This window comes from Paraburkholderia sp. J11-2 (assembly GCF_905220185.1).
In the GTDB taxonomy this organism is placed as follows: domain Bacteria; phylum Pseudomonadota; class Gammaproteobacteria; order Burkholderiales; family Burkholderiaceae; genus Paraburkholderia.
Genome location: NZ_CAJMYY010000059.1, coordinates 1 through 17634 on the forward strand (window position 1 = coordinate 1; position 17634 = coordinate 17634).

14 protein-coding genes are annotated in these 17634 nt (G+C 67.4%); 7 read left to right on the forward strand and 7 right to left on the reverse strand.

The features are described from left to right. Window positions 1–129: 129 nt before the first annotated feature. Window positions 130–1419 (reverse strand): bacteriohopanetetrol glucosamine biosynthesis glycosyltransferase HpnI, encoded by a 1290-nt coding sequence (gene hpnI / locus U5A57_RS40590; RefSeq protein WP_321917898.1) that lies wholly within the window; start codon window positions 1417–1419, stop codon window positions 130–132. A gap of 698 nt (window positions 1420–2117) precedes the next feature. On the opposite strand from hpnI, the gene U5A57_RS40595 reads away from it, so the two are divergent. Further along, entirely contained in the window at window positions 2118–3122 is a 1005-nt protein-coding gene (locus U5A57_RS40595; protein ID WP_321917899.1) for an LLM class flavin-dependent oxidoreductase, read from the forward strand. Between the two features lie 46 nt (window positions 3123–3168). Here U5A57_RS40595 and U5A57_RS40600 read toward each other — a convergent pair whose 3' ends face one another. Then, window positions 3169–4158 (reverse strand): alpha/beta hydrolase, encoded by a 990-nt coding sequence (locus tag U5A57_RS40600; RefSeq protein WP_321962563.1) that lies wholly within the window; start codon window positions 4156–4158, stop codon window positions 3169–3171. A 542-nt stretch (window positions 4159–4700) separates the two neighbouring features. On the opposite strand from U5A57_RS40600, the gene glgC reads away from it, so the two are divergent. The 5 genes from glgC (at window position 4701) to U5A57_RS40625 (ending at window position 10556) form a co-directional block, all read left to right on the forward strand. Beyond that, the gene (gene glgC / locus U5A57_RS40605; RefSeq protein ID WP_321917902.1) at window positions 4701–5966 is read left to right on the forward strand and encodes a glucose-1-phosphate adenylyltransferase; all 1266 of its coding nucleotides are present in this window, start codon (window positions 4701–4703) and stop codon (window positions 5964–5966) included. A gap of 79 nt (window positions 5967–6045) precedes the next feature. Continuing rightward, on the forward strand, window positions 6046–7536 hold the full coding sequence (gene glgA / locus U5A57_RS40610; protein ID WP_321917904.1) for a glycogen synthase GlgA: 1491 nt from the start codon (window positions 6046–6048) through the stop codon (window positions 7534–7536). A gap of 172 nt (window positions 7537–7708) precedes the next feature. Beyond that, window positions 7709–8581 (forward strand): pyridoxal kinase PdxY, encoded by an 873-nt coding sequence (gene pdxY / locus U5A57_RS40615; protein WP_321917906.1) that lies wholly within the window; start codon window positions 7709–7711, stop codon window positions 8579–8581. A gap of 93 nt (window positions 8582–8674) precedes the next feature. Beyond that, the gene (locus U5A57_RS40620; RefSeq protein WP_321917908.1) at window positions 8675–9136 is read left to right on the forward strand and encodes a hypothetical protein; all 462 of its coding nucleotides are present in this window, start codon (window positions 8675–8677) and stop codon (window positions 9134–9136) included. Window positions 9137–9332: 196 nt separating this feature from the next. After that, on the forward strand, window positions 9333–10556 hold the full coding sequence (locus U5A57_RS40625) for a branched-chain amino acid ABC transporter substrate-binding protein (RefSeq protein ID WP_321917909.1): 1224 nt from the start codon (window positions 9333–9335) through the stop codon (window positions 10554–10556). Window positions 10557–10563: 7 nt separating this feature from the next. Here the strand turns inward: U5A57_RS40625 and U5A57_RS40630 are convergent, their stop codons facing one another. The 3 genes from U5A57_RS40630 to U5A57_RS40640 all read right to left on the reverse strand — a co-directional run bounded on the left by U5A57_RS40630 (window position 10564) and on the right by U5A57_RS40640 (window position 14847). Next, the gene (locus U5A57_RS40630) at window positions 10564–12513 is read right to left on the reverse strand and encodes a DUF3857 and transglutaminase domain-containing protein (RefSeq protein ID WP_321917911.1); all 1950 of its coding nucleotides are present in this window, start codon (window positions 12511–12513) and stop codon (window positions 10564–10566) included. A gap of 7 nt (window positions 12514–12520) precedes the next feature. Continuing rightward, entirely contained in the window at window positions 12521–13507 is a 987-nt protein-coding gene (locus tag U5A57_RS40635) for an AraC family transcriptional regulator (RefSeq protein ID WP_321917912.1), read from the reverse strand. 89 nt (window positions 13508–13596) lie between these two features. Continuing rightward, window positions 13597–14847, reverse strand: a complete 1251-nt coding sequence (locus tag U5A57_RS40640) for an aminotransferase class I/II-fold pyridoxal phosphate-dependent enzyme (protein ID WP_321917914.1) — start codon at window positions 14845–14847, stop codon at window positions 13597–13599. 143 nt (window positions 14848–14990) lie between these two features. Between U5A57_RS40640 and U5A57_RS40645 the strand changes: the two genes are divergently transcribed. Continuing rightward, window positions 14991–15869 (forward strand): LysR substrate-binding domain-containing protein, encoded by an 879-nt coding sequence (locus tag U5A57_RS40645; protein ID WP_321917915.1) that lies wholly within the window; start codon window positions 14991–14993, stop codon window positions 15867–15869. A 43-nt stretch (window positions 15870–15912) separates the two neighbouring features. Here the strand turns inward: U5A57_RS40645 and U5A57_RS40650 are convergent, their stop codons facing one another. Then, complete coding sequence (locus U5A57_RS40650) at window positions 15913–16563, reverse strand: hypothetical protein (protein WP_321917917.1); 651 nt, start codon at window positions 16561–16563, stop codon at window positions 15913–15915. A gap of 219 nt (window positions 16564–16782) precedes the next feature. After that, the gene (gene hutC, locus U5A57_RS40655) at window positions 16783–17478 is read right to left on the reverse strand and encodes a histidine utilization repressor (protein ID WP_321917919.1); all 696 of its coding nucleotides are present in this window, start codon (window positions 17476–17478) and stop codon (window positions 16783–16785) included. Window positions 17479–17634: the final 156 nt, after the last annotated feature.

A 17634-nucleotide genomic window follows, 5' to 3' on the forward strand; every position in this document is an offset into this window, starting at 1 on the left:
CGATGAGTGCTCCGGGTACCCGGGATGTGTCGGGTGATGATTGAGGTGACAGTCGCATTCAAGCGGGATTCAAGCGGGTATCAAGCGGGTATCAAGCGGAAATCAAGCGCCGGCCTTGGAACGACGCGTTTAACGAGCGTCCGATCCTTCTACGGCAGGCCGCTGCCCGCGCGCGCGCGCGGCCATGGCGGAAGGCGCTTCGGCCTCGGGATTGGCGACGCTCACGCGTACGCCGCGCCAGATCACGTGCGAGCCGAACGCGGCGGAAAGCCACTGCAGGGCCAGCAGCACATCGCGCAGCGGCACGAGCGGCAAATCGCGCCAGAACGCTCGCCAGCTTCCGCTTGCTCGCGCGTGCAGTATCAAACGCGCAATGATACCCGCCGTCGTGGCTGTGGCGAGCGAGGCCAGCGCCGCGCGCGTCGTCGCGCACGCGCCGATGCCCGCCCCCGCCGCGAGCAAGCCGTAAAACAGCGCGCCCAGCACGAGCCACGGCGTGGGGAACGTAATGAACAGTGAAGCGAAGCCCGCCGGATTCACCGAGCGGATGGTGCGCAGCCAGCGCGTCTCGCGCAGCCAGAGCGAGCCGAAGGTCGGCTCGATCACGTCGGTGGCCACCACCACCGGCGCGAGCACCGTGGCAAGGCCGTGATCGCGCGCGTAACGGGCGAGCAGATAGTCGTCGGCGAGGCAGTCCTTGAGCGCGGCGAATCCGCCGATGCGTTCGAGCGTCGCGCGGGAAAGCGCGAGCGTCGCGCCAAAACCGAACGCGCGCGAGCCCGTGGAATGCGCCACGCGCACCGAGGGCGCGAACCACTCGTTGATGAACAGCGCGCCCACGCGCGGCCAGAAACCGCCGATGCTGCGGGCGCTGTAGAGACAGGTCACGACGCCTACGTCCGGGTCGGCCAACGGCGCGGTGACGATCTCCAGATAATCGGGTTCGACGGCGATATCACTGTCGGCCACGACGATCGCGTCGTAACGCGCGCGCGCAGCCAGATTGATGAGGTTGCTCACCTTGAGATTGCTGCCATGCACGCGCGGGTCGATCACGAGTTCGATGTCGTGGCCCGGGTAAGCCGACTGCAGCCGGCGCACGACGGCGATGGCCGGGTCCGCCGGCGAGGACACGCCGAACAGCAATTGAAAGCGCGGATGCCGCTGCTCGCAGAAGGTCGCGAGATTTTCGTAGAGGCGCGGCTCGGCGCCGCACAAGGGCTTGAGCACGCTCACGGGCTGCGGTTGCGCACGGCGCGCGCGGCGCGCGGCTTCGCGCACGAGCGCGGCGGAACCGAGACGCGGCATGGTGAGCGCGGCGACGAGGCCGTAGAACGCGGCAACGCTGCACAGCACAACCACGCCCCAGACGAGCACGGGCCAGGGCGCCGGCATGGCGAAAACCTGCGACACCGTCATGGCGCGCCGCCTAGCCGGTTTACGTGGGGCAACCCGCGCTCGCCGGCAGCTGCGCGCAAGGGGTGATACTCCTGCGGTGCCCCGACCGGAATTCGCGTTTCACCACGTACCATTTCCCTGCCCTGAAAATCCAGAAATAAACCGCGCATCGTAGCCGTATTACGCATTGAAGGCTAGAAACCCGACAATTGATGCCGGTTTGCATGATGCAAGGCAATTGAACAAACAAAACAAATGGAGATAAACCGTCGTGTGAAACGAGCGGATATGGTCGATCCCCGATTCGACGCGGAAAATTGTATCAGCAAGCACTGTCGCCTGCTTCCGACAGACGCGGGAAAATGCGTTGCGAAAGCTGCAAAAACGTAACTATTTCAGCTATTACACAACCGCCTTCCAGAGCTTTTTCGCTCCGAAAAAATTCGGTAAGCATATAGCAATGATTCTTTAATGAATTTGAATTAAAACGCGCGCTTTGTATTTAAACAAGAGTAGTTCTCGTTAATATTCAAATCGAATGGGCGTAGAAAAAATCCGCCCTGTCTGAATCCACGCTGGTGGCATGGGTTCCTGGTGGCCCCCTGCACGAACAAAAGTGCTTTGGCACAATGGCCGCACCTTGCGACTGCCTTGCGGCTGCGTGTCGAGAAACCGGCGCACCGCATGCGCGTCGCGCTTTCCATACCAGGCCCAAGCCCATGACCCTATTTTCCGTACTCGACCTCTCGCCTATCCCGGCGGGCTCCCATGCCGGCGCCGCCCTGCGAAACACGCTCGATCTCGCCCGGCATGCCGAACGCCTTGGCTACCACCGCTTCTGGCTGGCCGAGCATCACAACATGACGGGCATCGCGAGCGCGGCGACCTCGGTCGTAATCGGCTATGTGGCGGGCGGCACGCAAACCATCCGCGTGGGCTCGGGCGGGATCATGCTGCCGAACCACGCCCCGCTTGTGATTGCCGAGCAGTTCGGCACGCTCGAAGCGCTCTACCCCGGCCGCATCGACCTTGGCCTCGGGCGCGCGCCCGGCACCGACCAGACCACGGCGCGCGCGCTGCGCCGCGACCTGCAGGGCAGCGCCGACAGCTTCCCCGACGACGTGGCCGAACTGCAGCGCTATTTCGCCGCCCCCGTGGAAGGCCAGCGCGTGCGCGCCGTGCCCGGCGCGGGGTTGAACGTGCCGCTCTATATCCTCGGCTCGAGCCTGTATGGCGCGCAGCTTGCGGCGGCCATGGGCCTGCCGTTCGCGTTCGCCTCGCACTTCGCGCCCGACCATCTGCTCACGGCGCTGCGCCTTTACCGTTCGCAGTTCCGTCCGTCAGCCGTGCTCGCGAAGCCCCATGCGATGGTCGGTGTGAACGTGTTCGGCGCGCCCACGAACGAAGAAGCGCGCTTTCTCTTCACCTCGCTACAGCAGCAGTTCGTGAATCTGCGGCGCGGCACGCCGGGGCAGCTGCCGCCGCCGGTCGAGCAGATCGCGGCGAACGAGTTCGAACTGGCCGGCGTGTCGCACTCGCTCGCCTGCTCTGTGGTGGGCGACCAGGAAACCGTGCGCGCGGGCCTCGCCTCGGTGATCGAGCAGACCGGCGCAGACGAACTCATTGTCACCGCGCAGATCTACGACCACGCGGTGCGGCTGCGTTCGTTCGAGATGGCGGCGCAGGCCCGCGACGAACTGAAGGAAGCCGCCGCGGGACGGTAGCCGGAACGCGCGGCTTACGTCGCGTTCGGCAAAGGCGCACGCACTCCTAGTGCGATGGGTTCAACGCGTCGAGCCCCTTGAGCAGCGCGGCATGAAACGCCTGCGGGTCCTGCATCTGCGGCGCGTGCCCGAGGTCGGCAAACTCCACGAGCGTCGCGTGGGGAATGGCGCGCTGCGCAGCTTTGGCCAGCACCGGATAGTGCCCGAGCTGCGCGCGCACCTCGGGCGGTGCGAGATCCTTGCCGATGGCGGTCGTGTCCTTGTCGCCGATGAGCAGCAGCGTCGGCATCTGCAACTGGCCGAGTTCGTAGACCACCGGCTGCGTATAGATCATGTCGTACAGCAGCGCGGAGTCCCACGCCACCTGCGCCTTGCCGGACCCGCGATACATGCCCGCGAGCATCTGCACCCACGGCTCGTAGGCCGGCCGCCACTGCCCCGCGTAATAGGTGGCCTGCTCGTAGCGGCGAATGCCGTCGGCGCTCGTCTTCAGCTCGCGCGCGTACCAGTCGTCCACGGAAATCGAGGGCACGCCTTTCGCCTTCCAGTCTTCGAGCCCGATCGGGTTCACGAGCACGAGCTGCTCGGTTTCCTGCGGATACATGAGCGCATAGCGCACCGCCAGCATGCCGCCCGTCGAATGGCCGATGATCGTCGCCTCATGCACGCCGAGCGCCGCGAGCAGCGCGTGCGTGTTGCGCGCGAGCTGCTGGAAGCTGAACTGGTACGAAGCGGGCTTGCTCGATTTGCAAAAGCCGATCTGGTCCGGCGCGATCACGCGGTAGCCCGCGGCATGCAGCTCGCGGATGGTGGCGTCCCACGTCGCCGCGCAGAAGTTCTTGCCGTGCAGCAGGACCGCGGTGCGTCCGTTCGGTTTCGCGGGCTGCAAGTCCATGTACGCCATATGCAGCGTTTGCCCCTGCGAAACGAACGCAAAGTCATGCACGGGATGCGGATACTCGAAGCCCTGCAGTTCGGGGCCGTACGCGAGACCATCGGGCGTCTGGGTTGCGGCTTGAGGTGAAGACGCGGTCATCGGCGCCGCGCCGCTCGCCTCTGTCCCGGCAGCGAAAGCGCCATGACAGAACGCGGCCGCACTCAATGCGGCAACGAGAGGGGCAAAGCGGGCAAGCGTGTGGTTCAGGATGGCTCTCATCGATCAGGAATCGGGCAAAAGGTCGGACAGAAAACAGCACGCCGAAAAGGCGCCGGTACAGCCAGCGATTCTAGCGGCCCCGCCCTGCTCCTGCCCGCTTGCGCGCCCCGCTTGTGCGCGCGGCATGCCGCTTGCTCTGCTTGTTCCGCTTGTTCCGCTTGTTCCGCCTGCTCCATGCGCTGCTCACGAACGCCTCGCACGAATGCGGCGCGCATGTCCGGACCCGCTGACAGGCAATTCGCGCTACGCTAGAACAGTCAATACAGGACGCACGAGACGTCCGCGGCGCACGGCACGCGTGCTGCATTGCGCAACGCGCCGCATCAGGGACGCGACAGGCACACCAGAGAAGGACCGCACTGGCCCGGGCAGGACGAGGCGGGCCGCGGCGGCCGCACCGGGGGCACAACAAGGAGACGACCATGGAAACTCCGGCAAGCCTCAACGATCTGCAGCGCACCACCCTCGCCATCGTGCTCGCTGGCGGCCGCGGCACACGCCTCGGGCCGCTCACCAACAAGCGCGTGAAGCCGGCCGTGTACTTCGGCGGCAAGTACCGCATCATCGATTTCGCACTGTCGAACTGCCTGAATTCGGGCATCCGCCGCATCGCGGTCGTCACGCAGTACAAGGCGCACTCGCTCTTGCGCCACCTGCAGCGCGGCTGGGGCTTCCTGCGCGGCGAATTCAACGAGTTCCTCGACCTGTGGCCCGCGCAGCAGCGCGTGGAAGGCGCGCACTGGTATCGCGGCACTGCCGACGCCGTGTACCAGAACATCGACATCATCCGCTCGATTCGCCCGAAGTACGTGGTGGTGCTGGCCGGCGACCACATCTACAAGATGGACTACACGCGCATGATCGCCGACCACGCCGCGAGCGGCGCCGACTGCACGGTGGGCTGCATCGAGGTGCCGCGCATGGAAGCGCGCGCGTTCGGCGTGATGGCCGTGGACGAGACGCGCCGCGTGACCGGCTTCGTCGAGAAGCCCGACGATCCGCCCGCCATGCCGGGACGCCCCGACATCGCGCTCGCGAGCATGGGCATCTATGTGTTCGACACGACCTACCTCGTCCAGCTGCTCGAAGAGAACATCTCGCGCTCGGCCACCGATCACGACTTCGGCAAGGACATCATTCCGCGCGTCGTGAGCGACGGTCACGCGATCGCCCATCCGTTCAGCATGTCCTGTGTGTCGTCGGACCCGGCCGCCGAACCCTACTGGCGCGACGTGGGCACAGTCGACGCCTACTGGTCCGCCAATCTCGATCTCGCCTCGACCATTCCCGCGCTCGACCTCTACGACCGCAACTGGCCAATCTGGACCTACCAGGAGCAGTTGCCGCCCGCCAAGTTTGTGCGCGACCTGAATGGTCTGCAGGGCTCGGGCACCAACCTGATCGTGTGCGGCGGCAGCGTGATCTCGGGTTCGCAGATCTCGCGTTCGGTGCTCTCGTCGAATGTCGTCGTGCAGTCGTTTTGCAACATTGCCGAGGCAGTCTTGTTGCCACAGGTGACGGTGGGCACGAGTTGCCGACTGCGCAAGGTCGTGGTGGACCGCGGCTGCACGATTCCCAACGGCACCGTGATCGGCGAAGACGCCGCGCGCGACGCCGAACGCTTTTATCGCACCGAGAGCGGTGTTGTGCTGGTCACGAGCGAGGCGCTGGCGAAGTTGCCGGGCTAGCTGAGTGCCTGGCGAGGTTCATACGCTCAAGGACGCGCCAACCCGCAAGCAACCCGAGCACCGAGAGGACTGACTCCCGATGACCATTCGCGTCCTGCACGTAGCCAGCGAGCTGTATCCGCTGCTGAAGACCGGCGGCCTCGCCGACGTCACCGCCGCCCTGCCCGCCGCGCTGATCGAACTGGGCGCCGACGCGCGCCTGCTGCTGCCGGGCTTCGCACCCGTCGCGGCGGGTCTCGAGGACCTGCGGCCCGTCGCACGTCTTGCGCACACCTTCGGCGCGCCCGAGGCCACGCTGGAACTCGGGCGCCTGCCCGGCAGCGAGCTTGCCGTCTACATGATCCGCGCCGACGCCTTCTATGCACGCCCCGGCAACCCCTACCTCGACGCCGAGCACGTGCCCTATGGCGACAACGCGCAGCGTTTCGCGCTGCTCGGCTGGAGCGCCGCACAGCTCGCGCTGCATCTCGATCCCGACTGGGCGCCCGCCATCGTGCAGGCGCACGACTGGCACGCGGGGCTCGCGCCGGCCTATCTGCGCGCGGCGGCGCGCGAGCGCGGCAAGAGCGTGGCGCCCGGCGGCGCGCGCTCGATCTTCACGATTCACAACCTCGCGTACCAAGGCATCTTCCCCGCGCAGCAGTTCGACTCCCTCGGCCTGCCACGCGACTTTTTCGACATGCATGGCGTGGAGTTCTACGGGCAGCTTTCATTTCTGAAAGCCGGTCTCTATTTCGCCGACAAGATCACAACGGTGAGCCCGACCTATGCGCGCGAGATTCAGACGGTCGCCCAGGGCGGCGGCCTCGAGGCGCTGCTGCGCGGACGCGCGCACGATCTCGTCGGCATCCTCAATGGCGTGGACTACGCCGTGTGGAATCCCGCGAGCGACGCGGCCATCGCCACACGCTATTCGGCCATGCGCCAGAGCGGCAAGATGCACTGCAAGGCCGCTTTGCAGGCGCGCTTGAAGCTCGCCCAGAAACACGACGCCCCGGTGTTCGGCGTGGTGAGCCGGCTCACCGAGCAAAAGGGCCTCGACCTGCTGCTTGCGGCGTTGCCCGAGATCGTCGCGCGCGGCGGCCAGCTCGTCGTGCTCGGCACCGGCGACGCCTGCCTCGAACAGGGCTATACGCGCGCCGCGCAGCAGCATCCCGAATCGGTGGCCGTGGAGCTTGGTTTCGACGAGACGCTCGCGCACGAGATCGTCGCGGGCGCCGACGTGATGATGGTCCCCTCGCGCTTCGAGCCGTGCGGCCTCACGCAGCTCTACGCGCTCGCTTACGGCGCCCTGCCGCTCGTGCACCGCGTGGGCGGACTCGCCGATACGGTGGTCGACGCGTCGCTCGAAAATCTCGCCGATGGCCTCGCGACCGGATTCGTGTTCGAGCGCTTCGAGCCCGACGCGCTCGCGGCCGCGATCCGCCGCGCCTTCGCGTTGTATGGGCGCAGCCGCGACTGGCGCGAGACGCGCTCGCGTGCAATGCAGCAAGACTTCGGTTGGGCGGCATCGGCGCAACGCTACATGACGCTCTATCGCGAACTGACCGGTCAAAACGGCGCAGCTTAGCGCTTTCCCACGCGAATTCCAGTCGATTGGCAAGCACCGTTGCGGGCGCGCATGCAACACCGCGCCCACGCATCCATCGACTGCGTACGGCGAATTCGGTTATCGTTGCTGCACCTGCGCAAGGCGCGGCGTGCGTTGCGCGCCGCGAGCCACAACGAAATCTGGACCGGCCATGAAAAATGTTCTGAGCATCCAGTCGCACGTCGTGTTCGGTCACGCGGGCAACAGCGCCGCGGTGTTTCCCATGCGCCGCCTCGGTGTGAACGTCTGGCCGCTCAACACGGTGCAGTTCTCGAATCACACGCAATACGGCCACTGGAGCGGCGCCGCCATCGGCTCGGACGAAGTCGTGGATCTCGTCGAAGGCATTGGCGCGATCGGCGTGCTGCCGCGCTGCGACGCCGTGCTATCGGGGTATCTGGGTGCGCCCGAGCAGGCCCAGGCCGTGATCGAGGTGGTGCGCGCCGTGAAGGCCGCCAACCCGCAGGCGCGCTACTTCTGCGACCCGGTGATGGGCACGCTCGACACCGAAAAAGGCTGCCGCGTCGAGCCCGGCATCCAGGCGTTCCTCGTGCGCAACATGCCCGAGGTCGCCGACGCGATGATGCCCAATCACAGCGAGCTGCAACGGCTCGTGGGCCGCGAGATCGAAACCGCTGAAGAAGCCGTGCTCGCGTGCCGCGAAGTGCTCAGGCGCGGCCCGAAGCTGATCCTCGTGAAGCATCTGCTCGACCGCAACAGCCCCGCCGACCGCTTCAACATGCTCGTCGTGACCGAGCACGAAGCCTGGCTCGGCCAGCGCCCGCTCTACCCATTCGCGCGCCAGCCGGTGGGCGTGGGCGACGTGACGAGCGCGGTGTTCGTCGCTCGCCTGATGCTCGGCGACTCGATGCGCCGCGCGTTCGAGCACACGCTCGCGGCGGTGAACGCCGTGGTGAAGACGACCTACGACGCGGGCCGTTACGAACTGGAGATCGTCGCGGCGCAAGACCAGATCGCGCGCCCGCGAGAATGGTTCGATGCCTGGTCGGTGGATGCCGCCTAGACTAAGGAGGTGCGCGCGCGGCCTATAATGCGGTCCGCATGATATGCGGCGGCGGAAGCGGCCGCGGCGCCCACCGTCTTTAGAGAATGACCGATGTCCGATTCAATCCGTAGCGAACAGGAAGAGTATTTCGAGCAGCTTTGCGTTGCCGTCGACGCCGGCGAGACGCACGAGCAGGAAGCGATCGAATACTTCGAGGAACATAGTCACGAAAGCGATTTCGACGCCGCCGTGTGGCTCGACATCGCGCTTTACCATGCGCCCGACGTCGCGCGCGGCATCATCGACTTCGTCGACGAAAGCGACCGCCAGCGCAGCGACATTGCCCAAACCATTGCCGACACGCTCGACATCTCGTACGGCGACGACGAATGCGAACGCTTCGAAGCGACGATTCGCTTCGCGCTCGCCAACGGCATTCCCGTGGATCTCGACGTGGTGCTCGACGGCTGCAATCGCGCGCTCGACGACCTCGAAGGCTGGGCGAGCGCCGACACCATGGCGCCGCTCGTGGGCCTGCGCGACGCGCTCTTCGAACTGCAACGGGACAACTAGTTCTATCCGCACGAGCAAGCAGCCGTTCGTAAAACACGTTCTGGCAAGCCGCAGCCGCTAACCGCAAGACCCAGCAAAGCCTGGCAAGACCCGAAGACGAGACGCCCCGCCTACGCGCCACGGCCGGCGCGCGGCGCGGCGTACCCGGAAAAAACGCACACAAGAGCACCGCGCCGCTGCCGCACAAGGAGTCACGATGAGTCTCGCCACCGCGCCCAGATCCGCCACCGCCTACGCATTTGCCACGGCGTGCCGTGCGAGCGGTAAGCGCCGCAGATTGGGCAAGCTTGCAGCCGGACTCCTGATCGGCACGCTGTGCGCAATTGGCACCGGCAGCAGCGCGCTGGCCGCCGGGCCACTCGACGTACGCATCGGTTTCGTCTCGCCGCTCTCCGGCGACTACGCGAACTACGGCCGCGACCTGGAAAACGGCGTCCGGCTCGCCCTTGACGAAGCGAACGCGCAAAACCTCAAAATAGGCGAGCAGACGGCGCACTTCGAACTCGTGCCCATCGACGACCGCAGCGACCCGCGCCTCGGCGTGCAGGCCGCCGCAACGCTCGCGAACGAGGGCGTGAACGCCGTGGTCGGCCACTTCAACTCGGGCTCGGCCATTCCGGCCTCGCGCATCTACGAAAGCGCCGGCATTCCGATGATCAGCCCCGCCGCCACCAATCCGGTCATCACCTCGCAAGGCTTCGCCAACACCTTCATGGTGATTGCAAACGACGCGCAAAACGCAGGCGTAGCCGGCGCGTGGGCCGTGGACGTGATGAAAGCCAAACGCGTCGCCATCATCGACGACCGCACCGCTTTCGGCCAGGGCGAAGCCGACGTGTTCGAGCACGCGGTGCGCGAGCATGGCGGCAACGTGGTCGCGCGCGAGTTCGCGGAAAGCATCGCGAGCGACTTCGGTCCGCAGTTATCGAAGATCAAGGCCGCCGATGTCGACCTGCTCTACTTCGGCGGCCTGGCCCACCAGGGCGCGGCGCTCGTGAAGCAGATGAAGGCGCGCAGCATGAACACGCAGTTCGTGGGCGGCGGGGGCGTGGCGAACGCCGACTTCACCCGCGACGCGGGCGCGGCCGCAGAAGGCGCAATGGCCTGGGAATACGGCCGCCCGCTCGCGCAACTGCCCGAGGGCCCGCGCTTCGAGCAGGCCTATAAAAGCCGCTTCGGCACCGACGTGCTCGCCTACGCGCCGTTCGGCTACGACGCGGCGTGGGCCGCGATCCATGCGATGGTCAATGCGAAGTCGGCAAAGCCCGAGGTGTACCGCAGTGCGCTCAAGGCGCTCGCCTTCGACGGCGTGACGGGCCGCATAGCCTTCGAGCCGGATGGCTCGCTCAAGAACGGCGCCTCCACGCTCTGGCAGGTGAAAAAAGGCGTGTGGGTGCCGGTGACGACGCGCGGCGGCTGAGCGCCGCTCATCGCGCCTGCGCCGCAGGCGCCGCCCGCACGACGATCTGGGCATGGGTGTCGCGCTCGATCCGAAGGAGCGTGTCGCGCGTCTGCGCGAATTCGTCGGCTGTGCACATCTGGTGGCCAAAGCGCGCCGATAGCCGCCGCTCGATCTGCACCGTGCGCGAGCGCGCGTCGAACACGTAGTGCGATGTGTAGTCGACAAACGCGTCGCTCACTTGCGTATCGTGCGGCACGTCGGTCACGCGCGCGAACGCGGGCAGTTCGATTTGCGCGTTCTCCGCAAACTCCCCCCCGATGCACGCCCACGGTTGCGTCCGGCGCGGCTGGGCAAGCCAGTTGTCGATCTGCGTGGCGATGCCGCCCGTGAAACTGCTCGTCGCGGGAATCGCAGTCGTGCCGTCGCGCCAGACCACATGATCGAGCGTGCCTTGCATCGTCACCGAAAACGGGCCATTGGTCGCGTCCGTCGCGCTCGTGCTCACGCGCGCGGTGCCGGCGAGGCCCGTGAGCCGCAAGCGTTGCGTTGCGAGTTGCTGCGCGCCCGCGTGCGTCGCGCGGCGAAACGAGTTGCGCTCGGGCTCGGCGCCCGCGCCCTCGTCTTGCACGTAATAGCTGTAGGCGGCGTCGCCGGATGAGGCGACGTCGAGCGAGAGGCGCGCCGTGCGCTCGCGCCGCTCGGTCGCGGGCGCGCGCGAGAGCACGCCCTGGTCGACGAGCAGTACGGGCCGGTCCATCACGCCCGGCGGCAAGTAGCCGAACGCGTAGCCGCCCGACGACGTGTCGGCGTACACGCCCAGGTCGGGCAGCCACGCGATCGCGTGATTGATCGCGTGCGCGCCATAGCCCGGCACGTCCGGCAGCGTGTAGACGGGGCCGAGATTGAGCAGCACGGGCTCGGCGCGGATGCCCACTGCCGCCAGCAGCGCGCTGAAAAGCGCCACGTGGTCCTTGCAGTCGCCGTAGCGGTTGCGCAGGATGTCGGTCGCGCGATGCGGCACCGCTGCGGTCTCGCCAAGAAAGAGCGCGACGTAGCGAATGTTGAAACGCATCCAGTCGTAGATGCGGCGCGCCTTCTCGCGCGGGTCGCTCACGTCCGACGTGAGCGCTTGAGCAAGCGATGCGATGGCCGCATCGGCCGAGGTGGGATCGGCGGCGGCTTCGCGGTAGCGCGCGGCGAACGCGGCGAAGTCGGGCACGGTCGAGACCATCAGCCGGTCGCCCCAGTTCACATAGGCCACCGCGCCCGCTTCGAGCGGCGCATAGGGGCCGTGCCGGTAGTCGAACGCGTAGCGGGTGCGGCCGTTCGCCGTCTCGGGAGCGAGCGCCGTATAGCCGCGCGCATCGGCGTGAAGCGGCACGTTGGCGGGCAGATCGAAGATGAGGCGTTGAAAATCGACGGGTTCGCCGGTCGGCTCGACGAAGTACGAGAACGTGCCCGCTTCCAGCGCTTTCGCACGGCGCTTCGCAAAATGCAGATGCACGCGCGAGCCGACCTGGACGCCAGGAAAGATCACCGTGCGCAGCACGCCGTCCTCGAACGTGGGCGCGCCCGCCGAGCGCGGCTCCTGCACGTCGCGTATGCCGCTCGCGCCAACGGCGTGCGCGGTGCCGTCCGGGTCGATGGTTTCGGCCGCGAGTTTCGTAATCGTTTCGATATCCTTATTGAACCAGACGTAGCGCTGCGCAATCTCGTCCACGCCGGCAGTCGTGTTCGCGCGCAGCACGGTGTCGTCGTCCTCGACGACCGAGCCGTCCTGCTGCACGACGAAAAGATGCACGTCGCGCTCGAGCGTGAACGCAGGGAGGTCGATTTGTGCGGCACTTCCGGGGCTTCCGTCGCTCGCTTGTGCGCGGGCTTGTCCGCTCGCGAACGCAACGAGCAACGCGAGGGACAACGCAAGGCACGACGCGACGCACAGGCCGCCGCGCCTGAACCACTCGCCTCGCGTCATGGGCGCCTCAGGTGCGCACTGCCGCTTGCGCGGCGTTCGGCCATGAGGTCTGCGCGAGGTGGCGCCCGCGCTGCCCGGCACGCCACGCACGCGGACTCGCGCCGAACTCCGCGCGAAACGCGGCGTTGAAGTTCGACAGGTCATTGAATCCGCTCGCGAGGGCAACGTCGACGATTTTCGCTTCGTCGTCGGCGGCGAGACGCAGCGCGGCGGCGCGCAGCCGCGCACGCAGCAAATACTGATGCGGGGTCACACCGGCCACGGCCGAGAACGTGCGCAGAAAATAGAACTCGCTCACACCCGCCGCGCTCGCAAGGCTGGCAAGCGTATGCGCGTCGTCGGGCGTCTCGTCGATCATGCGCAGCGTCGCGACCACGCGTGCCGCCGCGGCGGCGCCCGGCGTGGCTGGCGCAAGCGCGTCCTTGCCGCTCGCCACCACACGCAAGGTTGCGAGCGCCAGTTCCAGTGCGATTTCATCCCACGCTGCGCCGCCGAACTCGCTCGCGTGACTCCGCTCCTGCGCGAGCGCGTCGGCGCAAGCGTGCGCCACGAGCGGCGCGAGCGCGCGCACCGGCGGCACCCGCGCGGCCCGCCAGCGCCTCGCGCCTGGCGCGAGCCCCGCAGCCGCGGCCTGCTCGTCGAGCCAGGCCGGGTCGTAATGGAACGAAAGGCAGCGGTCGCCCGCCGCATGACGATGCCCGCATTCGAAGCAGGCGCCGGTTTCGCCCAGCATGAGCGCGCCGGGCGTCATGAGCGCGCGTGCGTTGCCGCTGCGGTAGCCGAACACGCCTGCCGCCACGATGGCGAGGCACGCGCTCGTGTGGCGCTCCTCGTAAGGCCGGTCGCCGGGCCCGAGCGTACAGACGACGTCGTCGACCGACCAGCCCGCGCCCGCCGCGAGCGGACGCGCCGTGGGCGCACGGCCGCTATCGGCGCGGCCTTCGCGCTCGCGTTGGGCAAGCGCGCGTTGCAGGGAAGCGGCGAGACCTTGCACGGCAACCTCGCGTGAGTTTGGCTACATTCGTGGACTACGTCTGCCGTTGTAGCACATCGACGCGAGAGCCGCCGAGCCGGCCCTGAGCGCTACGCCCTGCGTTCGTCGACGGCGCGCAGCAGCGAAAGCGCGATGCCTTCGGCGGCGAGGCGCACCTCGTCGAGCGACGGATACGACGGCGCAATCCGCAGATGGCTGTCGCGCGCATCGACGCCATACGGAAACGCCGCGCCCGCAGGCGTGAGGACAAGGCCCGCCGCCGCCGCGAGTTCGACGGTGCGCCGCGCGCAGCCCTCGGGTGCATAGAGGCTGATGAAATAGCCGCCGCGCGGCACATTCCAGCTCACGCCGGGCACGGCGGCGAGGCGCGCGCGGAACACCTCGTCGACAGCGTCGAACTTCGGCTTGAGGAGCACCCGATGGCGCGCCATCAGTTCAATGAGCGTTGCGCGGTCGCGCAGAAAGCGCACATGGCGCAACTGGTTGAGCTTGTCCGGCCCGATGGTGCGCACGGCCGCATGCTTCTGCCACCAGGCCACGTTGCGCGGCGCGGCGGCGAGCCACGCGAATGCCCCGCCGCCGAACGTCACTTTCGAAAGCGATGCGAACATCAGCGCGCGCTGCGCATGACCCGCCGCCGCGCAGGCCTCGAACACGTCGAGCGTCGCGAGCGCGTCGTCGGTGAGAGGGTGAAAGCGGTAGGCATCGTCCCAGAAGAGACGGAAGTCGGGCGCGGCAGGCATGGCGGCAAGACGGCGTATGACCGCGTCGGACCAGATCGCGCCCGTCGGGTTGCTGTAGAGCGGCACGCACCACATGCCCTTGATCGACGGATCGTCGCGCACCAGCGCTTCCACGCGGTCCATGTCGGGGCCGTCCTCGCGCATCGGCACGGCGATCATGCGCACGCCGAGCGCCTCGCAGATCGCGAAGTGGCGGTCATAGCCGGGCACCGGGCACAGGAAGGCGATCTCGCCCTGCGCGCGCCACGGCACGCCGATGTCCGCGCCCTCGCCCACCGGCACGCCATGCAGCAGCGCGAACGTCAGCGCGTCGTGCATCAGTTCGAGGCTCGAATTGCCCGCCGCGATCACCTGCGCGGCCGGCACGCCGAGCAGTTCCGCGCCCAGCTCGCGCGCCTCGGGCAACCCGCTCGCGAGGCCATAGTTGCGGCAATCGAAGCCGTCGCGCGCGAGATAACCCGCCTGCCCCGCTTCGTCGATGAGGGCCTGCGAAAGATCGAGCTGCTCGGGCGAAGGCTTGCCGCGCGACATGTCGAGCCGCATGTTCAGTTGCTGGAATCGTTCGTAGGTCAAATCGACGGGCGGCGACATCAACATGGGCTTCTCCCAGAAGCGAAGAACTGCGGCGAAGGGCTGCGCGGGGAACGGCGCGAAGGGTCGGTACGTCCCCAGTATCGGCCTGCCCCCGCGTTCAGACAAACGCGTTATATTGAAGCCTTCGATCAATTTTTCTTATACCAATGAAGACCCTCGACCTCGACGTGCTCGCCATGGTGGTGGCCGTCGCCGACGCCGGCAGCTTCGTGCGCGGCGCCGCGCTCGTGCACCGCTCGCAGGCGGCGCTCAGCATGCAGATCCGCGCGCTCGAGGAATCGATCGGCAAGCCGCTCTTCATCCGCGCGCCGCGCAGCGTCACACCCACGCCCGACGGCCAGACGCTCATCGCCTACGCGCGGCGCATGCTCGCGCTGCGCGACGAAGCGTGGGCCTCGCTCGCGCACCCGGAGGTAACGGGCCGTGTGTCGATCGGCGTGCCCGACGACTATGCGTCTTCCCTCATGCCGCCGGTGCTGCGCAAGTTCTCGGCGAACTGGCCGAAGGTGGAAATTCAGGTGATCGGGCTGCCGAGCAGCGCGCTCATGCCGCTCCTGAAAGACAACAAGATCGACCTCGCCTGCATCACGCGCACGCACGGACTGGCGGGCGAGTTCATCCGCTTCGAGCCGATGGTGTGGGCCGCACCGCCCGCGGCGGTCAGCGCGGCGAGCGGGCGCGAGATCTGGCGCGAGCGCCCGCTGCCGGTCGCCCTCTTCGGCGGCGGCAGCGTCGCGCACACGAACGCGATCCAGGCGCTGGAGCGCGCGAAGATCGCTTATCGCACTTCATATGAAAGCCCAAGCCTGATGGGCCTGTGCAGCATGGTGGCCGCGGGTCTCGCCATCGCGCCGCTCGCGCGCTGCGCGGTGCCCGAGACGTTCGTCACGCTCGGCCGCCAGCATGGCCTGCCGGCGCTGCCCGAGCTGGAAGTGGTGCTCGCACGCAGCGCGCGCTCGAACCGCCCGCCGTGCGACTTTCTCGCCGATCAGATACTCACGGAGCTGCGCGTGCAGGAGCGCTGATTCATCAGACGGCGTCGCTTCAAACGATGATTCGGGCAACGAATCATTCGTCGCCCAGCCGCGAAAGCAGCGCGTAGAGGCGCGAGACATGCCGCAGCAGCATCTCGCGATGTTTCTCGATCTGTTCGAGCCGCCCTTCGAGATCGGCGCGCACGCGCTCGTCAGGGTCGGCGTAGTTAATGACGTCTTCAATGCGCGAGCGCAGCACCGCAGGCTCGACCGGCGGCACGCTTAAGTAGCGCTCGAGCTTGCGCACGTCCTGCGCCGCGAGATCGCGGATCTTGCGCATGCCCGCAAGACGCCGGTGAACGTCTGGCGTGGCCGGCACCTCCTCGCGCTTCGCGCCCTGGCCGAAAATCGGCTCCACGCGCAGCACGGGCGCCTTGCGCACCGGATGCGCCGTGCCGCGAAAGCGCGCGCGCGGCGTCTCGCTCGCGATCGCCTCGCGCGTCTCGTCGGGCACGTCGGTGCTCTCGTGCTTCACGTCCATCCAGCCTTCGGGCAGGCCGGTGACGGCTTCCACGCCGCGCACGAACTCCGCGCTGAAGTCGCGCTCGCCCGACACGATCAGCTTCATGTAGCTCGCGGAAAACGTCATCATGCGCGCGAGCCGCGTCGCAGACCCAACCTCGCGCGTGAGCAGCGCCAGATTGGCCCGCCACATCGGCATGAGCGTGGCGTTGGCATCGTCCATTACGGCGCTCCTCCTTCGTTCGCGTCACGTCTCAATAATACGGGCTGCGGCGCTGCACGCGCGTTTTCCCGCGCCGTCCGGCCCGATTGGCGCGATGTTGTCGGCGATCTGCAACGGCAGCAAGACGCATGCCGGCGCAAATCGGCCGGGTACGCGAAAAAGGCTGAGGAAATGGCGGTGTGCCGCGCAGCGCGCGTGGCGCGCGTCTGGGCGGCCCTGCTAGAAATGCCCGGTGAAGCGGTAGCGACTGCCCGGATGCCAGAGATTGGCGACCGAAGCGACGAGCCCGCGCGAGCGCGTGCGCCGGTGCAACACGAGGCACGGCTCGGACTCGCCCATGTTGAGGTGCACGCGCGTATCGGCCTCGGGGGCCAGCGCCTCGATGCGGTACTCCACGCCCTGCAGCGGCGCGACATGCACGAGGTACTGGTTCGGCGTGATATGCGTGAAGTCCTGCGCCGCGTAGTCGGGCGCGATGGCCGGATTGACCCAGCGCTCTTCGAGTTGCACGGGCTCGTCGTTCTCGAAGTGGAGCACGCGCGAGTTGAACACCTGGTCGTTCGCGGCGAGCCCCATTTCTACGGCGAGCGCCTCGTCGGCGCGATGCACGCCGATCTCGAGCACCTGAGCGCGGTAGCAGTGCCCGCGCGCGAGGATTTCGTCGGAGATGCTGCGGATGGCGACGAGCGTCGATTCGTATTTGGGCCGCGCGACGAACGTGCCCGCGCCCTGCACACGCGTGAGCACCTGTTCCGCGGTGAGTTCGCGCAGCGCCCGGTTCACGGTCATGCGCGCGACCTTGAACTCGCGCGCCAGTTCGTTCTCCGAAGGCACCTGGTCGCCCTCGCTCCACTCACCGGCGTGAATGCGCGCGAGGATGAAGTCCTTGATGCCCTGGTATGCGGGAGCGTTCATCGCATTGGCCCGTGCCGCAGCAACGCGGCTTAGCGCGCCTCGGATTCGAACGAGAGCGGGCTGTGCGAAGCGATCGCGCCGTTCTGCACGAGACGCGTGATCGCTTCGATGTCCGGCGCGAAGTAGCGGTCGAGGTCGTAATGCGGCACCTCGGCA